13 protein-coding genes and 1 tRNA gene are annotated in these 17,458 nt (G+C 50.3%); 7 read left to right on the forward strand and 7 right to left on the reverse strand.

Features of this window, described 5'->3' with window-relative positions; genetic code table 11:
• Positions 1–9 precede the first annotated feature (9 nt).
• Positions 10–1,494, forward strand: coding sequence for a RagB/SusD family nutrient uptake outer membrane protein (locus ABDW36_RS03510; RefSeq protein WP_343700492.1), 1,485 nt, complete (start codon positions 10–12; stop codon positions 1,492–1,494).
• 38 nt (positions 1,495–1,532) lie between these two features.
• Here ABDW36_RS03510 and ABDW36_RS03515 read toward each other — a convergent pair whose 3' ends face one another.
• The 3 genes from ABDW36_RS03515 to recQ form a co-directional block, all read right to left on the reverse strand.
• The gene (locus ABDW36_RS03515) at positions 1,533–2,540 is read right to left on the reverse strand and encodes a hypothetical protein (RefSeq protein ID WP_343700493.1); all 1,008 of its coding nucleotides are present in this window, start codon (positions 2,538–2,540) and stop codon (positions 1,533–1,535) included.
• 125 nt (positions 2,541–2,665) lie between these two features.
• A tRNA-Phe gene (locus tag ABDW36_RS03520) sits at positions 2,666–2,738 on the reverse strand.
• A 108-nt stretch (positions 2,739–2,846) separates the two neighbouring features.
• Positions 2,847–5,027 (reverse strand): DNA helicase RecQ, encoded by a 2,181-nt coding sequence (recQ, locus tag ABDW36_RS03525; protein ID WP_343700494.1) that lies wholly within the window; start codon positions 5,025–5,027, stop codon positions 2,847–2,849.
• Positions 5,028–5,226: 199 nt separating this feature from the next.
• On the opposite strand from recQ, the gene ABDW36_RS03530 reads away from it, so the two are divergent.
• Both ABDW36_RS03530 and ABDW36_RS03535 read left to right on the forward strand, forming a co-directional pair.
• A complete protein-coding gene (locus ABDW36_RS03530) occupies positions 5,227–6,201 on the forward strand; it encodes a KpsF/GutQ family sugar-phosphate isomerase (RefSeq protein ID WP_343700495.1) in 975 nt (324 codons plus the stop codon).
• Positions 6,202–6,204: 3 nt separating this feature from the next.
• On the forward strand, positions 6,205–7,296 hold the full coding sequence (locus ABDW36_RS03535; protein WP_343700496.1) for a mannose-1-phosphate guanylyltransferase: 1,092 nt from the start codon (positions 6,205–6,207) through the stop codon (positions 7,294–7,296).
• A 54-nt stretch (positions 7,297–7,350) separates the two neighbouring features.
• Here ABDW36_RS03535 and ABDW36_RS03540 read toward each other — a convergent pair whose 3' ends face one another.
• From ABDW36_RS03540 to ABDW36_RS03550, 3 genes are all read right to left on the reverse strand, one after another.
• Positions 7,351–8,025, reverse strand: coding sequence for a carbonic anhydrase family protein (locus ABDW36_RS03540; RefSeq protein ID WP_343700497.1), 675 nt, complete (start codon positions 8,023–8,025; stop codon positions 7,351–7,353).
• Positions 8,026–8,049: 24 nt separating this feature from the next.
• Positions 8,050–9,696 carry a SulP family inorganic anion transporter gene (locus tag ABDW36_RS03545; protein ID WP_343700498.1) on the reverse strand — a complete coding sequence of 549 codons (1,647 nt, stop codon included), beginning with the start codon at positions 9,694–9,696 and terminating at the stop codon, positions 8,050–8,052.
• A 214-nt stretch (positions 9,697–9,910) separates the two neighbouring features.
• Positions 9,911–10,180 carry a hypothetical protein gene (locus tag ABDW36_RS03550; protein ID WP_343700499.1) on the reverse strand — a complete coding sequence of 90 codons (270 nt, stop codon included), beginning with the start codon at positions 10,178–10,180 and terminating at the stop codon, positions 9,911–9,913.
• A 411-nt stretch (positions 10,181–10,591) separates the two neighbouring features.
• Here ABDW36_RS03550 and ABDW36_RS03555 point away from each other — a divergent pair, with 411 nt between their 5' ends.
• The 4 genes from ABDW36_RS03555 to ABDW36_RS03570 all read left to right on the forward strand — a co-directional run bounded on the left by ABDW36_RS03555 (position 10,592) and on the right by ABDW36_RS03570 (position 15,964).
• Positions 10,592–10,933: a PadR family transcriptional regulator gene (locus tag ABDW36_RS03555; protein ID WP_119077741.1), complete on the forward strand. Its 342-nt coding sequence runs from the start codon at positions 10,592–10,594 to the stop codon at positions 10,931–10,933.
• 39 nt (positions 10,934–10,972) lie between these two features.
• Complete coding sequence (locus ABDW36_RS03560; RefSeq protein WP_343700500.1) at positions 10,973–12,754, forward strand: PspC domain-containing protein; 1,782 nt, start codon at positions 10,973–10,975, stop codon at positions 12,752–12,754.
• A 154-nt stretch (positions 12,755–12,908) separates the two neighbouring features.
• Positions 12,909–15,035 carry a ferrous iron transport protein B gene (feoB, locus tag ABDW36_RS03565; protein WP_343700501.1) on the forward strand — a complete coding sequence of 709 codons (2,127 nt, stop codon included), beginning with the start codon at positions 12,909–12,911 and terminating at the stop codon, positions 15,033–15,035.
• A gap of 41 nt (positions 15,036–15,076) precedes the next feature.
• On the forward strand, positions 15,077–15,964 hold the full coding sequence (locus ABDW36_RS03570) for a M20/M25/M40 family metallo-hydrolase (protein WP_343700502.1): 888 nt from the start codon (positions 15,077–15,079) through the stop codon (positions 15,962–15,964).
• A 53-nt stretch (positions 15,965–16,017) separates the two neighbouring features.
• Here ABDW36_RS03570 and ABDW36_RS03575 read toward each other — a convergent pair whose 3' ends face one another.
• Positions 16,018–17,445, reverse strand: coding sequence for a S41 family peptidase (locus tag ABDW36_RS03575; RefSeq protein ID WP_343700503.1), 1,428 nt, complete (start codon positions 17,443–17,445; stop codon positions 16,018–16,020).
• Between the last annotated feature and the right edge of the window lie 13 nt (positions 17,446–17,458).

The raw sequence follows: 17,458 nt of genomic DNA on the forward strand, positions 1-17,458 counted from the left end.
TTGACGATCATGCAACGCAAATACAGTTATATTATATTTTGTTTCCTGCTGCTTACGGCTGCCGGCAACATGGCCTGCAACAAATTGCTGGAAGAAAAGCCGCGCGCCACGGTGGAACTGGGTGTGCTGGACCCCAATACGCTGGAGCAAACCATTACCGGTATGTATGAACCCTGGACGCGAAGCCGCGGCCGGTTGTGGGAGTCTACCATAGGCCTGGGCTTTGAGCTCATGGCGGAATATGCAGACGGGGGCGCCACACAGCAAAGCTGGAGCAACTACAACAACCTCATGAACAGCAATACAGCGCTTAACCAGCCGTGGACCACCCTGTATGAGGCCATTGGCCGTGCCAACGCCCTGGTTGCCGGTCTTGATGCCAACACTACCCTGCCTGACGATATCAAAAAGAAGGCCTACGGTGAAGCATATTTTGTCAGGGGGGTTAGTTACTTCTTTGCTGTACGCACCTGGGGTAAAGTACCCCTGCGCCTCAAGCCCATTCCCAATGCAGATGATGTGGGCCTGGCCCTTTCCGATGTACCGGCCGTCTACCAGCAGATCATTACAGACCTGAAGTTTGCCGAAACCGCACTGCCAGCCAAAACCGATGCCCCCGGCCGCGCCACATCAGGCGCGGCAAAAGTGGCATTGGCAGACATTTACCTGACGCAGGGAGATTACCAGAATGCTTACAGCAAGGCAAAAGAAGTGATAGACGCAAAAACTACCTACGGCTATGAACTGGAGCCGGATTTTGCCACGATCTTTTCTCCTACCCTGGCCACCAACCGCGAAGATGTTTTTTCGCTGAAGTTTTCGCAAGTGCTTGACAGGGGCGCTTTCCTCGCGTCTTACTGGGCAGACTCCCGCGCCAGGGCCGCAGGTTTTTCCGTAAGCGGCAACAAATTTGGCGGCATTATTTCCCAGGCCCCGCTTATTAAAAACTGGGACAATAACGACCTCCGCAAAAAATTCAGCCTTTACACCTCCTATTTGATCAACGGCGTGGTAACCAATGCCGAAGTAGAGTCTGGCAGCTACGATGTGAGAATGGGCAAGTACCGGGACCCGAATGCACCTATAGATACCGGTAACGGCAACGATTTTTATTTCTGGCGATATGCAGACGTGCTGCTGATATTTGCGGAAGCGGAGAACAAGCTGCACGGCCCAACAGAAGCCGCTTACGGCGCCATCAACCTGGTACGGCGCAGGGCATACGGAGTAAACATGCTGGCACCCAGCCCTCAGGCAGACCTCCCTGCCGGCCTCAACCAGACTGAATTTGACAATATTGTTTTCCGGGAAAGAGGGTATGAGTTTATTGGTGAATGCAAACGCTGGTTTGACCTGGTACGCACCGGCAGGGCAGCAACGGAAATAGCCGCTGTACGGGCTGCTATCCCTAACCCCAACCGCAAACCGGTACCGACCAAACTGATATTTGCACTTCCAGACGTGGAGCTGCAAAATAACCCGCTGGCGCAGTGACTCACCGGGCCGGGCGTTGCATACTTGCGGTGCCCGGCCTATTGGTAGTTCACCAGATGTTTTACCTGGCGCACCCACCGCGCTTTTTGCGAAAAACTGTCCATATCACATACCAAAGCCTTGCGGCCCAGAGCGGCCAGCTCCTCCGGGCGTTGTACGCCGCGGGCATTTTCTTTTAGCTGTTTCAGGGCCATCCAGCCCATAGCGTGCAATGCATGAATAGTAATACTGTATTTGTTTTTGGCGGGTTGCTGAAAAGGAAGCGAAGCAAGGGAAGTATTGAAGAGGGCTACATCTGCAAGGAATTTCTGCATGATCTTGTCAAAGTTCAGGTAACGGTTAGGCACCGTGTATATACCGCTGCCAAGATCTTTGTATACATCAAAAGCATCATTGGTGAGCTGAAGCAGGCCGGCCATAGGATACAGCATGGCCCTCACATTTTCAGGCGGGTAGTAGTTAAGCGTGGAATAATATAAAAGAATGGAGTAATAGCTTTTTTTGTAGGTGATCTCGTACAGCTCTTCTTCCTGTACCTGGGCAGACATTTGTTTCAGCGAAGCCTTCTGCCAGGTAAAAACCTGGTGCATGTGCTCAATAACCGTATTGCGGCAGGGAGACAGGTTGAGTATGCGCAGGTACAATTGCTGCACGGCGTGTTCTGTGAAGCAGGCGGCCTGGTGTTTTTCCGGTTCCAGCGTGAAGGCTTCGAGTTGGTGAAGCTGCAGAATGCGCTCGTCAAACAGGTCGTCATACAACGGCCCAAAAATACTGAGCAGCAGAATGCGCTCATGTTCTTCCTGGCTCAGCTGCCTGTCTACCAGCAGGTACAAGCTGTCACAAACTATATTCAGGCTTAATTCCCAGTATTTTGAAAACCGTTTTATACTGGAGGGAGGAAAGTTTCCGGCTGCCTCTCCGGGGCGTATGGTTTGCAGCAGCGGCGGCAACCGTTGTTTTATATAATGCCGTTGTTTTTTCAGGCGGCAGTGCAGCAGGTACAGGTGCCTGGCGGTGTTATAGGTACTAACGGTGCTCGATGGCATACAGTTACAGGGATGAACGGTGAAAATTAAAAAAAGGGGTGGAATTTTTAAGAGAAATAACAAAAAAATGTATTTGTTTCCGGAAGGACATAAAAAAAGAGGCCACATATTGTGACCTCTTTGTGTGGTGTGGGCCGGGATCGAACCGGCGACACAAGGATTTTCAGTCCTTTGCTCTACCAACTGAGCTACCGCACCAGCGTACCCCTTTTCCGTAAGGGGACTGCAAAAGTAAGACAATCTTTCAAAAAACAAAAAGTTTATACAAGAATTTCTTCCTCGGACAGTTTTTGCCTGGCCTGGCCGTCAATTCCCGTACTCTACCAGGAACTTGATCCGCATCAGCTTTAGCTGCTCAATGGTATAATTGCCTTCCGTGAGCTCGTCTTTGGCTATCTGCAGGCTGGAGGTTTCGCAGCCCTTGAAATATTCAATGATCTCGTCCTGCGCATAGTCATCCAGCTCTTCGTCAATACAATAGTCCAGGTTGAGGCGGGTGCCGCTGGCTACAATGGTCTCCATTTCGTCCAGCAGCTCCGGGATGCTCAGTTCCTTGTTCCTGGCAATGGTTTCCAGGGGCATTTTTTTGTCTATGTTCTGGATGATGAACACTTTCAGACCGCTTTTATTCACCACGCTTTTCATCACAAAATCATCTGGTTTGATGATGTTGTTCTCTTCTACGTAAGCGGCAATTACGTCCACAAATTTTTTACCGTAGCGGATGGCCTTGCCTTTGCTCACGCCCTGTATTTTTTCCAGCTCCTGTACGGTGGTAGGATATTGTGTGGCCATGTCTTCCAGGGAGGTTTCCAGGAAGATAACGAAAGGCGGCAGGTTCTTTTCTTTGGAAACCTTCTTGCGCAGGTCTTTCAGCATTTCAAACAGCACCGGGTCTGCGGAAGGCTGTACTTCGCCGCCACCGCCGTCTTCCTCATCTCCCCCACCCTCTTCGTCAAACTGGTGGTTAAGCGCAACGTAGATGGAATATGGTTTTTTGATGAATTTGCGGCCTTTTTCCGTGATCTTAAGCAAGCCGTACTCTTCAATGTCTTTTTCCAGCAAACCCTCCAGCATCATTTGCCTGATGAGAGAGTTCCAGAAATGAGCATCAAACTCTTTCCCTTCGCCAAACACGTCCAGCTTGTCGTGCCGGAAAGTGGTGATTTGCGGGTTCACCCGGCCTGTAATGATGTTCACCACGTACTCTGTACCAAAGCGTTCTTCCAGGCGCTGTATGGCCTTCAATACAATCACAACGCGGTTCTTCACCTCAATTTTCTCCTTCGGGTTGCGGCAGTTATCACATTTGCCGCAGTTTTCCTCCCCGTATTTCTCTCCGAAATAGTGCAGTATTACCTTGCGGCGGCAAACGGCGCTTTCTGCGTAAGCCACCGTTTCATTAATGAGTTGAGCGCCCATTTCCCGCTCTGAGAGCGGTTTATCCCGCATCAGGTGCTCCAGTTTCTGCACGTCCTGGTAGGAGTAAAAGCATACACAAATGCCTTCCAGCCCGTCACGCCCCGCGCGGCCGGTTTCCTGGTAGTAGTTTTCCAGGCTTTTCGGAATGTTGTAGTGTATTACAAAACGCACGTCAGGTTTGTCTATACCCATACCGAAGGCAATGGTGGCCACTATCACCTCCACTTCTTCCAGCAGGAACATATCCTGCCGCTGGGCGCGGGTGCCGGCGTCAAGCCCGGCGTGGTAGGCAACCGCCTTGATGCCATTGGCCACCAGCATGTCTGCAAGCTCCTCCGTGGTTTTACGGTTCAGCGTATAAATGATGCCGCTTTTGCCTTTATGTTGGTGAATGAATTTGACAATTTCCCGGATGGTTTGTTCCTTTTTGCGCTTGGGCCTGATCTCGTAGTACAGGTTGGGGCGGTTGAAGGAAGACATAAAGATCTCCGGGCTGCGCAGCTCAAGGTTCTTCACAATGTCACTCTGCACCTTGGGCGTAGCAGTGGCCGTAAGGGCTATAACCGGCAACTTGCTGCTGATCATGTCTATCATTTCCTTGAGACGACGGTATTCCGGGCGGAAATCGTGCCCCCACTCGGATATACAGTGCGCCTCATCTACCGCAATGAAGGAGATATTGAGCTCCTTGAAAAAATCAATATTTTCCTGCTTGGTGAGCGTTTCCGGCGCCACGTACAGCATTTTGGTTTTACCAGACAGCAGGTCTGTGCGCACTTTTTTTATTTGCGCCTTGGTGAGCGTGGAGTTGAGAAAATGCGCCACATTGTCCTTGCTGCTATAAGAGCGTACCAGGTCAACCTGGTTTTTCATCAGGGCAATCAGCGGGCTTACAATGAGCGCCACGCCGGGGCTCATTAGTGCGGGCAGCTGGTAACATAAAGATTTACCGCCCCCGGTTGGCATGATCACGAATGTATCTTTTCCGGAAAGTATGCTTTTAATGATCTTCTCCTGGTTCCCCTTAAAGGAATCAAAGCCAAAGTGTTCGTGTAATGCATCCAACAAACTTACCTTTGCAACAGCCATCACATAATTAATTTAACGAATGTAATTCTAGAGCGTAAAAACAGCACAGATAGATGAAAATTTTTCAACATGTTTTTTTGGGGGACACGAAATTACTTAAAAAACCAGTTTGTGTCAATATAAATTATATGGCCGCTTCGCTTATTTAAAAAATGATAAATTTGTGTTTACTGCAATGAAAGAGAAGACTACCGTAAACATCCGGGAAACGGCGAAACGCACAATAAGGCTGGAATCTGCGGCCATTGGGAGTTTGGAGCAATTTATCAATGACGATTTTGAACAAACCGTGGAATTGATTGCCCATTGCCGTGGCCGCGTAGCGATCACCGGCATCGGTAAAAGTGCCATTATTGCCCAAAAAATTGTAGCCACGCTCAATTCTACCGGCACGCCGGCCCTGTTTATGCATGCTGCAGACGCCATTCACGGGGATTTGGGGATGATTACACCGGAAGATGTGGTAATTTGCATTTCCAAAAGCGGAGAATCTCCGGAAATAAAGGTACTGGTGCCGCTGGTAAATAACCTGGGCAACAAGCTGGTGGCCATTGTAGGCAAGCCAGATTCTTACCTTGCGCAGTCGGCACATTTTGTGCTGAACACTTTTGTGACCCAGGAAGCCTGCCCCAATAACCTGGCCCCTACTTCCAGTACTACGGCCCAAATGGTAATGGGTGATGCCCTGGCGGTTTGCCTGATGGAACTGAGAGGCTTTACCGCGGAGGATTTTGCGAAGTTCCACCCGGGTGGAACGCTGGGAAAAAAACTGTACCTGAAGGTGGCAGATCTGAGTCGCCTGCACCAGGTGCCGAAGGTGGTGCTGGAGAGTCCGTTGCGGGAGGTGATCGTGGAAATTTCCTCCAAAATGCTGGGGGTTACCGGTGTGGTAAATGAAAACGGCGGCCTGGAGGGAATCATTACAGACGGCGACCTCAGGAGAATGTTGGAAAAGAATATGGACGCCGCCGGCGTAAAAGCGGCAGACATTATGAGCCGCAATCCTAAAACCATCCAGCACGATGAACTGGCGGTGAATGCGCTGGACCTTATGCGGGAATACGACATTACGCAGCTACTGGTGATGAAAGGTGATCAGTACCATGGAATTATACATTTACACGATTTAATACGAGAAGGAATTATTTGAGCGATGACACCGTTGAATAACCATTTTTATGTGGCCATTATGGCCGGAGGTATCGGTAGCCGTTTCTGGCCTTACAGCCGCACGGACTATCCCAAACAGTTCCTGGACATTCTGAATACAGGAAAAACCCTGTTGCAGTGGACTTATGAACGATTTACACAGTTTATCCCGGAGGAGAACATTTACGTGGTAACGCACCACCAGTACGCCGGTACTGTGGCCAAGCAGTTACCCAATCTCCCGCAGGAAAACATTGTGAGCGAGCCTTCACGGAAAAACACAGCTCCCTGTGTGGCATATATTTCCCACAAGATCCACAAAAAAGACCCCAAGGCCAGCATGATATGCGCCCCGGCAGACCATCTGATCATGGATGCCACGGCGTTTACCAGCACCTGCCTGAATGCTTTGCTGTTTGCCCAGAAGAACAATGCCCTGCTCACCCTTGGTATTAAACCTACCCGGCCTGATACCGGCTATGGTTACATCCAGTATGAAACCCAGCAGGTGGCAGACAATGTATACCAGGTAAAGACGTTTACCGAAAAGCCCAACCTGGAACTGGCAAAAACCTTCCTGAAAAGCGGGGATTTTCTCTGGAATGCCGGCATTTTTGTGTGGAATACCCAGAGCATCCTGAAAGCGTTCAATACGTACCTGCCTGAAATGGACGAGCTGTTTGTGGCGGAAAAAACCGCGCTGAACACACCGCAGGAGAAAGATGTGATAGAAAAGATCTATTCACAGTGTACCAATATTTCCATAGACTATGGTATTATGGAAAAAGCGGACAATGTGTATGTGATACCGGCCAATTTTGGCTGGAGCGACCTGGGTACCTGGGCCAGCGCGTACGAGAACCTCGAAAAGGACTACCTTGGCAACGCCGTACAAGGCAAGAACGTAATGGTGATAGATGCCACCAAATGCATGGTGAAAGCGCCGAATGACAAGCTGGTATTGCTGCAGGGGCTAGACGATATGATTGTGATAGACACCACAGACGTGCTGCTGATCTGTAAAAAAGAAAACGAGCAGCAGATCAAGGAGTACGTTGCCGAAGTGAAGCGGCACAAAGGAGATAAATATATGTAAGCATAAAAAAACCGGAAGTGACTGCTCTTCCGGTTTTTGGTTTATACAGGCATCTTACGCTGATTTTGCCTCAGCCTCCTCAAGCGGCTGTCCGGTCCGCCTGGTATGCTCAAGGAACGTAACAGTGCCCGTTTCTACATCATACACGGCACCAATAATGCCTACCTCTCCCTTCTCGATCATTTCAGCAAGGATCACACTCTGTTCCATAATGGCCTGTACGGAACGTTCTGTGTGTATATAGGTAACCGCGTCCACAAACTCGTGGTTGGAAGACGTGCGGTTCTCTTTCACGGTTTTTTCCTGGAAAATGGCGGGCCGTATTTTGCCCAGCAAACCGGTGAGGTTGCCCATTTCCACATGATCACACGCGCCTTTGATGGCCCCGCAATGCGTATGGTTGAGCACTACAATCACTTTTGAGCCGGCTACCTTACAGGCGTATTCCAGGCTGCCCAGTACGTTATCTGAAATAACGGCCCCGGCCAGTCGGATGCTGAAAATATCTCCCAACCCCTGGTCAAAAATAAGTTCTGCGGAAGTGCGGGAGTCCATGCAGCTCACAATGGCGGCAAAAGGCCACTGGCCGGCCCTGGTCTCGTTTACCTGCTGCAGCAGGTTGCGGTCTGCACGGAGATTGCCTATAAAACGTTCGTTACCCTCGCGCAGCAGTTCCAGCGCGCTTTCAGGTGTGAGGTTTGACTGGGTATATTTATTATGTGCTTTCATGTTTCTTTCAGTTTAGATGGTGATTTAATTCATGGTCAGTTCCTTCAGCAGTTCCTTATGTGTGCCGTTGCTGACAACACTTACCGGCTTCTCTTTTTCCTGCGTTTCCAGAAAGACATGCTCCGTGTTATTGATCTTGTATGCTTCTTTGAATCCTCTGAGCACAACTTTTATGTTCTTTTGCGGGGCCTTGATCTGCGAAAATTCGCGGATAATGTCCAATACATCCTGGTCTATATAGACTGTTTTGGCGGCGTCAATTTCGATGGTGCTGTTTTCCGGCAGGCGGTCAAGCGTGAGCAGGATGTTGGCTTTATTCAGGAAGGATACTTCCTGTGACAGTTCAAGTTTGATCAGGTCTCCCGTACGGTACTTTTCACGGTGAAAGAAATAAGGGCTTTTCATGTTACCCCACATAATGAAGAGTACACTGGTGGCCAGGCCTACGCCTACGCCAATGAGCAGGTCAGTGAAAACAATAACGGCAACGGTTACCACAAAAGGTATCCACTGGTATTTGCCTTTGGCGAACATTTGTTTGAACACCGTGGGTTTACACAGCTTATAACCGGTCACCAGCAGCACAGCGGCCAGTGTGGCCAGCGGAATCATGTTCAGCAGGCCGGGTATAAGCGCTGCGCATACCAGCAGCAAAAGGCCGTGGCTAATAGCGGCCAGCTTGGTACGCCCGCCGGCGTTAATGTTGGCGGAAGAGCGTACAATAACTGATGTGATGGGAATGCCACCTATAAGGCCGCTGACCATGTTGCCGATACCCTGCGCTTTCAGTTCCCTGTTCGGGGGAGAATAGCGTTTCAACGGGTCCAGCTTGTCTGTTGCCTCCAGGTTCAGCAATGTTTCAATAGACGCTACAATGGCAATGGTAGCAGCCACCGTCCACACGTTGCCGTTGGCCAGCTGGCTGAAATCCGGAATGGTGAACTGGCCGAGAAAGTCTCCAAATGAATCCGCTACCGGCAAGGTTACCAGATGGCTTTGCTCAAGCCCCAGCGGGGAGCCCATGGCCAGGAAAAGCTGGTTCAGTCCTACACCCAGCAATACGGCCACCAGTGGCGCCGGAACAGCTTTCAACTTGGGTATTTTAGCCCAGTACAGCAGAATGAGAATAGAAATAATAGTGATAATAACTGCCCCCAGGTGAATATGGTTCAGCATGCTCAGCAAGGCAGAGAAGGTATTCTCGCCGTCTGTCTGAATAAATGCAAAATCTCCTTCAGCGTCCGCATCATACCCGAAAGCGTGCGGTATCTGTTTGAGAATAATGATAAGGCCAATGGCCGTGAGCATGCCAGTGATTACGTTAGACGGAAAGTAGTTGGCTACAGAACCGGCCCTTACCAGTCCCAGCACCAATTGTATTGCCCCCGCCAGCACTACGGCCAGCAAAAACGTTTCAAAAGCGCCAAGAGAAGTAACGGCAGACAGTACAATGGCTGTCAGGCCTGCGGCCGGGCCGCTCACACTCAGGTTTGAGCCGCTTAACGAGCCAATTACAATACCGCCCACAATACCGGCAATCATTCCGGAAAACAGGGGTGCGCCGGAGGCCAATGCGATACCCAGGCATAGCGGTACCGCAATCAGGAACACTACAAGGCCGGCAGAAAGGTCTCCCTTGATATTTGAAAATATAGAAGTTTGCTTGTTCATAATGAACGATAGTTTATGATTACAGACGGGGAATGCAGCAGTCATGATGCATATTGCCAAAGTGCCGGGACCAGCGCATCCGCAGCATCCTTTCAGGAATGCCGCATGGCGCAAATCCGCTGCAATAGCAGAAACCCAGTGCGTAATGCTGATGTAGAATAAAAAAGTAAAATCGGGAACGCGTCAGCTACCGCAAGCAGCTGCGCAGCAGTTATTAACCAAGACGGTTATTGGGAGGCGGGGTCTGTATTTCCTGTATGGGGCTGGCCGGAATGTCTTCGCGGTAGCCATAGGAGAAGTTGGTCAGAAACAGGTCCGGGTTCATTTCCGTTTCGTAATCGGAATAACGGTGACAGTTGATATCACCATTGGAAAGCTTGGCGCCCTTCGACGATGATGAACACCCGTCAACATGCTCCTCTACGATCTGGTTGTTAAACAGTAATTTCCCTACTTCCTTTATAGGAAGTACCTGAATACACATCAGGCTCAAGAGGAATATACTGAGTAACTTTTTCATCCGGTCTGCAATATCCAAATTTTTTCTCAAGCAAAAATAACTACGGGACGCAAAAAATCATATTTCACTACGTCAAAAAAATGTTAAATCGCTTCACATCACATTATAAACCTGTCAGTTACAGCTGTTTGCCTTGCTCATCCTCTCCTGTTACCGCTCATCACAATTTAAAAACAAGCGTTTCAGCTCAAAAGACTGATAACTGGTTAAAATTCAATACAATAACAAGAATTGACGGTAATGTTCAAAGCAAGTTATTTTGCATTGTTTGGTATTGTGTATTGCATAGTAGTAAATTTTCTCTACCTTTGAGTTGTGAAGATGATAAAATGGTCATCAACTGTTATAAAAAGATTTTTTTAAAGCTCACTTGCCATGAATATAGATAACACGCAATCACAGATGAGGAAGGGGGTGCTTGAGTTTTGCATCCTTTCTATCATCAAGCAAGGCGAGGCTTACCCTTCAGACATTATTGAAAAAATGAAAGAAGCAAAGCTGGACATCCTGGAAGGGACATTATACCCCCTGCTGACACGCCTGAAAAACGCGGAACTGCTTACTTACCGCTGGGTGGAGAGCAGTTCAGGGCCCCCGCGCAAATATTTTTCCATGACAGAGAAGGGAGAAGCCTTTTACCTGGACCTGGAAGCTACCTGGAACGAACTGGCCAACGCCGTACACCAGCTCACCCAACAAAACAATACCATCCAATAAAGCCATCCGGTAACCTAAAACCTAAATCAGTATTAGAAGATGAAAAAGATTATCAACATAAACCTGTCCAGTCGCCTGATCCCTATTGAGGACAGCGCCTACGAGATACTGCGGCAGTACCTTGACAGCCTGAAGCGGTATTTTTCGCAGGAGGAAGGCGCGGAAGAAATAGTGGGTGACATAGAGAGCCGTATTGCCGAAGTTTTCCAGGACAAGATCCGCAAGGGCGCGCATTGCATAACCGATGAAGACGTGCTGGCTATCAAAACTTCCATGGGTACGCCTGAGCAGTTTGAAGACGAGCCGCTGAACAGCAACACTGGCAAGAGCGAGCCTTCCGGTGCGGAAAGTTACGCCAGGTACATCCGCCCCCGCAAACGTTTTTACCGTGACGGTGATAATAAAGTGCTTGGCGGCGTATGTAGCGGCCTGGGCGCATATTTTAATGTAGACCCGGTGGTGTTCCGCATTCTCTTTGCCATCATGGCCATTGGCCTCTGGGGCGGCGGCATCCTGCTCTACTTCATTCTCTGGTTTGCTACGCCTGAAGCTTCTACTGCCGCGGAAAAACTGGAAATGCGGGGGGAGCGCGTAGACCTGAACAATATTAAAGCAACGGTTCAGGAGGAAATGAATTCCTTTCGTTCCAGGATGGAAAAGATGGGAGACGATGTAAAAAATTTTTCAGAGGGCCGCGGGAAACAGTTCGGTAAAGATGCCGGATCTGCGATAGAAAGCTTCTTCAGGGGACTGGCCAATGCCATCGCATTCATTGCAAAAGGCTTTTTTGTGTTCCTTGCAGTAGTACTGCTTTTTATATCGGTGGTAGGCCTTATTGTGGCCGCTATCTTTTCCGCGGCCCTTTTCCCGATCAAAGACCTGGTTTTTGACGCCGGTACCCAAAGCATGCTGTTCTGGCCTGCGCTCACCCTGGTGATAGGTATTCCCATCCTCGCGCTTATCATGTTCCTGGTCAGGAAAATGGTAGGCATCCGCCAAACCAATAAATACGCAGGGTACACCCTGGGCTTCCTCTGGTTGCTGGGCGTAATATTCAGCGTTTGGCTGGCAGTGTCTGTTACCCGCGATTTCAGCGCTGGCCGCATATCTGAACATGATGACTTCCGGATCACCCAGCCTACTTCCGGCAAACTGGTGATCCGCAAGGCTGAAGACCTTTTTGAGATGGACGACCTGAATATTTTTGACGGTCACCTCCGCGTGGTAGATGATACGGCCATTATTGGCGATATCAGCCTTGACATCAGGAGAAGCCCTACAGACAGCTTTGCCGTGCGCATAGAAAAAAGCTCCAGGGGCAGAACGGTGGCACAGGCCAAAACGCTGGCCCGCCAGATACAGTACCACCTTCAGCAGCAGGATTCCGTACTGTTCATCCCCTCCGGTTTCTCCATACCCCGCAATTCCCTCTACCGCAACCAGCGCATCGAAATTACCGTGCTGGTGCCTGTAGGCAAAAGCATTGTGGTAGACCGCGAAGCCCGGAACCACTTCCACTTCAGGCGCAACTGGCGTAACGAGTGGTGGGATGACAGGGACAATGAATGGGACAATAATGACCAGATTGACGTGAAAATGAATGAAGACGGCTGGGAAAGAAAAGTGCCGCAGGAAGAGCAGCAGCAAAAATCGCAGCAAGACTCCCTGCACCAGCATTACCGCTACAAAGGCCCGGAGCAGCCGGCCAGTACCCCGGTAGAAGACAGCTCCGAAAAAGAGAAAAAACAAAGCGGCAGCACTACTGCAGTGCGCCTGGCCTCTTTCCTCTTTGAAAGCACCTTTAGCAACATAGCGCAATAAATCGTCACAATAAGTTTAGTTTCAATGTATTATCAGGCCGCGGTCTCCACCGCGGTCTTTTTCATGTTGCAACTTAATTTTCCCGATCCGATCATTCCCGTACCCTTATTATTGCTAGTTTTGCATATTCAAAAATTCAGGAGATCAGATAAGGATGAAGGTACCAATTAATATAGCACTGGTAGGCAATCCGAACAGTGGTAAAAGCTCTCTTTTTAATGCGCTCACGGGTTTAAACCAGAAAGTAAGCAACTTTCCGGGTGTAACGGTAGACAAAAAAACCGGTACCGCCCGAATATCCCCCCAACTGGAAGCCAATATCATTGACCTGCCCGGTACCTACAGCCTGTATCCTAAAAGTGCTGACGAATTTGTGACCTATGATGTGCTCCTGAACCCCTCCGGCGCAGACCGGCCAGACATGGTGCTGATCATTGCCGACGCCTCCAACCTCAAACGCAACCTGCTTTTCTGCTCCCAGATCATAGACCTGAAAATGCCCGTGATCATCGGCCTTACCATGATGGACCTGGCCAAGAAGAAAGGTGTGGAAATAGACCTTGCCGGTCTGGAGCGCGAACTGGGCGTGCCTGTAGTGGCCATCAACCCCCGCAAGAACAAGGGCCTTCCCGCGCTGAAAAAGAACATAGAGCTGATTGCTCAGGAGAAATTTGGTGCGCCCGCCCGTGATTTTATCGAGAACCATGCTCTGGCGCCCGCAGTTGTAGACGACGTGAACCGGGTTTTTCCCGTCAGCAGTGACTATGCTGCCTTGCACGTGGCAGTGAACCATGACGAACTGGGCTTTCTTGGTAAAGAAAAGCAGGCCGCCATCCGCGGCGTGCTGCAACAGCACGGGTTTAACAAAACCAAGGTGCAGGGAGAGGAGATCATGCAGCGCTATGCCCGTATCAAACAGATCATGCATGGCACCGTGGTAGAGACTGACCCTCTGCAAAAACAGCTGCAAACAGAGCGAATAGATAACATACTGTTACACCGTTTCTGGGGCTACGCTATTCTGCTGGCAGTTCTCTTCCTGCTGTTCCAGAGCATTTTCTGGATAGCCTCCTACCCGATGGACCTTATAGACGGGGGCTTTGCCTCCCTCAGCGGCTGGCTCTCGGAAGTACTGCCAGATAACAAGATCAGTGATATTTTCATTAACGGCATCATTGCCGGCCTGGGTGGTATTGCCGTGTTCATTCCGCAGATCGCAATACTGTTCGGCCTCATTACCATCCTGGAAGATACCGGCTATATGGCACGCATCAGCTTTCTTACAGACCGGCTTATGCGCCAGGTGGGCCTCAATGGAAAATCCGTGATGCCGCTCATTAGCGGCGTAGCCTGTGCCGTGCCGGCCATCATGGCGGCGCGCAATATCGAGAACAGGAAAGAGCGGCTCATCACCATTATGATCACGCCGCTCATGAGCTGTTCAGCCCGCCTGCCTGTTTATACGATCATGATAGCCCTGGTCATTCCTGACAAAAACGTGCTGGGCTTCCTCAACCTGCAAGGGCTGGTGATGCTGGCCCTGTACCTCGCAGGCTTTGTGATGGCCGTGCTGATAGCTGCAGTGATGAAGCTGTTTGTGAAGATCAGGGAAAAAAGCTATTTCATTATGGAACTGCCCGTGTACCGTGCCCCGCGCTGGAAAAACGTAGGCACAACCATGGTGGAAAAAGCAAAGATTTTTGTGATGGACGCGGGTAAGGTGATTATGGTAATCTCTATCATACTCTGGTTCCTGGCCTCTTATGGCCCCTCCCGCCAGATGGATGCAGTACACACCAAATATGAACAGTTACAGGCGCAAACTACAGACAGCATACAACTGGCGGAACTGGACAAACAGTTCCAGTCCGAAAAACTCGGCGCTTCTTACGCCGGCATACTGGGCCACACCATTGAACCCGTAGTGAAGCCTTTGGGCTTTGACTGGAAAATAGGCATTGCCCTCATTACCTCCTTTGCAGCCCGCGAAGTGTTTGTTGGTACCATGGCCACCCTCTACAGTGTAGGCGAGGCCGATGAAACAGACGCCACCCTGCGTGAAAAAATGGAGTCTGCAACACGCATAGACGGTACGCCTGTATACACCCTGGCCACCGGTCTTTCCCTCATGATCTTTTATGCCTTTGCCATGCAGTGCATGAGCACCCTGGCCATTGTAAAGCGGGAAACCAAAAGCTGGAAATACCCGGTCATCCAGCTGGTGTACATGACGGCGCTGGCTTACATCTGCAGCCTTATTGTTTATCAGCTGTTCAAATAACCGCTTAAAGGCAGAATGCTTATTTTTGGGGAAAGCCCGTCATGAAAAAACTGCTCTGCGCCATTTGCTGCCTCTTTTCCTTTTCTGCGTTTGCCCAGCTGGATTCCGTTCAATTGATGAAAGATGTGCAAACGCTTTCCGCAAACAACATGGAAGGCCGCAAAACCGGTACCCGCGGCAACCGTATGGCGCAGTTCTACCTCCTTGACCGCTTTTCGAAAATTCCCCTGCAAACATTCAGCAACACATTTGAACAGCCTTTTTATTTTACCCGTAAAGAGCAGCGCATTATGGGCACTAACCTGTACGGCTATGTGAAAGGACAGGTAGACAGTTTTATTGTGATTTCTGCGCATTATGACCATGTGGGCACCGGAAAACCCAATGCGGCAGGGGACAGCATTTACAACGGTGCGGACGACAATGCTTCCGGCGTGGCCGCGCTGCTGGCCATTGCGAAATACTATGCAAGCCATCCTCCGAAATACAACCTCATTTTTGCGGCTTTCGACGCAGAGGAAATGGGCCTGCAGGGCGCCAAAGCTTTTGTGGCCCGGCCTCCTGTACCGTCCGGCCGCATTGTGGCCAACCTGAACATGGATATGATAAGCCATAATGACAAAAACGAGCTGTACGTATGCGGTACCGCCCATTACCCGCAGCTAAAAAAATATATAGCCGCCGCAGCCGCCAAAAGTAGTATCAAGCTACCCCTGGGCCATGATCAGGAGAAAGATGGCAGCCAGAACTGGACCAGCCAGAGTGATCATTATGAGTTTCACAAGGCCAGAATACCTTTCCTGTATTTCGGCGTGGAAGATCACGCTGATTATCACCAGCCTTCAGACGAATTCAGCCGCATTAATCCCCGGTTTTTTTACCAGGCCGCGCAAAGCGTGCTGGAAGTGCTGAAGGCGCTAAATGAATAAAAAAAAGCGGCCCGTGAGCCGCTTTTTGGTGAAATTTTTTACGAGTTCAATGTTCACTGCCCCGGTTTCTGCTCAATCAGCTGGTTGGCATATGCCCGCCGCTGCTGTGAAGCGCCTACCTTCTGCAACGTGCTGCGCGCGGGCGCCACGCTTTGCGCCATGCGTGCAGGGGCTGTGCCCAATATATGAGTAAGCGCCGCATATAGCATAGGCTCTTTGATATCTCCCAGCACGCCCATCTGGAAACCTTCTTCCAGTACCTGTTGGGGAGGGAAGCCATTAGTATAGTCCGATTTGCCTTCGGAGTTGAAGGCTTTGGTAACGATGGGCTGCAGGCCCCAGCTGTTGCGACGGTCGTTCCGTGCACAGATGGTCCAGGAGCCCACGTTTTTGCCGTAAGTGGTATCCCCTATCAGGTATACCGGCATGTACGGCCGCAGGCCATTGACCAGCAGCTCGCTGGCAGAGGCGGTGGTACCGCTGGTGAGCACTACAAAGTGTTGCAGCTGGTTGCCGATATTGTTGCTCTTTTCAGTGAATTTTTCAACAAGGAAATCTGCTCCGTAATCTTTAACAAGCTGGTCTGAGATGGCCTTGTTATACTCCCGCCGGTAAAACACTTTGCCCGGGCTGAACCCTTTAATGATGTTGCTGCCGAGGTTGAGCATGGAGCGCGAGTCTCCGCCGGGGTTGTAACGCAAGTCCAGTATGAGATCTGTGATGCCTCTGGATTTGAAGCGGCCGAAGACGGCATCCATCTGGTTGTCATACAGAAAAGAAGAATCTCCCTTGTCTGGCGTAAAGAAGTTGTACATGAAGTACCCGATTTTTTTGCCGTTGATCTCATACACAGAGTCCAGGTACACAGGGTTTTCCGCGTACTCCAGCACGGTGAGCTGAATAGGATTGCCGGGAGCGGTAGAGCTGTCCCGGCCGTCTGAGCCAGGAATGATCTTCGAAATGCGCAGTGTGTGGTTCTGCTCCAGTGCGCTGAGAAAAGCATCTACGTCCGCGCCGGAAGCGTAGGTATATTCCTTGTCGTTAATGGCCCAAAACACATCGCCCCGCTTCAACCCTGCCGCCTCCGCGGGAGAGTTCCGCTTTACATACTGGATTTGCGCGCCCAGTTTGGACTGGCCAAACAAAAACAGGGTAACGCTGTAGCCGGCTTCCTTGACTACGCCGTTGAGGGAAGACACCAGCGTTCTGTAATCAGGCACAATCCAGGAAAACCGGTCGTCTGGCCGGTTCAGCAGGTCATAGAAAAAAGTTTCCGGGTCTTTGCTGCGGTCAGGGCTGGCGGGGAGCTTGTCTGTCCAGAAGTAATCAGACTTCATGTTCTGATAGATCCAGTCGTTTACATACTGGTTAGTGTCAGGCGTACCCGGGTCGGCAGGCGCATCCTTCTTTTTACAGGAAAAGAGCGCCACTCCTGTGGCGGCGCAAAGCAGGTACCGGAGCGCGGCAGAACTTTTTTTCATACGGTCAGACTAT

The organism is Chitinophaga sp. (assembly GCF_039596455.1).
GTDB lineage: Bacteria > Bacteroidota > Bacteroidia > Chitinophagales > Chitinophagaceae > Chitinophaga.

Bases quoted from the DNA above. Each gene is read 5' to 3' on its own strand.
- ABDW36_RS03535 (WP_343700496.1), top strand. From the start codon at position 6,205: ATGACACCGTTGAATAACCATTTTTATGTGGCCATTATGGCCGGAGGT.
- ABDW36_RS03510 (WP_343700492.1), top strand. From the start codon at position 10: ATGCAACGCAAATACAGTTATATTATATTTTGTTTCCTGCTGCTTACG.
- ABDW36_RS03575 (WP_343700503.1), bottom strand. From the start codon at position 17,445: ATGAAAAAAAGTTCTGCCGCGCTCCGGTACCTGCTTTGCGCCGCCACA.
- ABDW36_RS03540 (WP_343700497.1), bottom strand. From the start codon at position 8,025: ATGAAAGCACATAATAAATATACCCAGTCAAACCTCACACCTGAAAGC.
- ABDW36_RS03555 (WP_119077741.1), top strand. From the start codon at position 10,592: ATGAATATAGATAACACGCAATCACAGATGAGGAAGGGGGTGCTTGAG.
- ABDW36_RS03550 (WP_343700499.1), bottom strand. From the start codon at position 10,180: ATGTGTATTCAGGTACTTCCTATAAAGGAAGTAGGGAAATTACTGTTT.
- ABDW36_RS03530 (WP_343700495.1), top strand. From the start codon at position 5,227: ATGAAAGAGAAGACTACCGTAAACATCCGGGAAACGGCGAAACGCACA.
- ABDW36_RS03545 (WP_343700498.1), bottom strand. From the start codon at position 9,696: ATGAACAAGCAAACTTCTATATTTTCAAATATCAAGGGAGACCTTTCT.
- feoB (WP_343700501.1), top strand. From the start codon at position 12,909: ATGAAGGTACCAATTAATATAGCACTGGTAGGCAATCCGAACAGTGGT.
- ABDW36_RS03560 (WP_343700500.1), top strand. From the start codon at position 10,973: ATGAAAAAGATTATCAACATAAACCTGTCCAGTCGCCTGATCCCTATT.
- ABDW36_RS03515 (WP_343700493.1), bottom strand. From the start codon at position 2,540: ATGCCATCGAGCACCGTTAGTACCTATAACACCGCCAGGCACCTGTAC.
- ABDW36_RS03570 (WP_343700502.1), top strand. From the start codon at position 15,077: ATGAAAAAACTGCTCTGCGCCATTTGCTGCCTCTTTTCCTTTTCTGCG.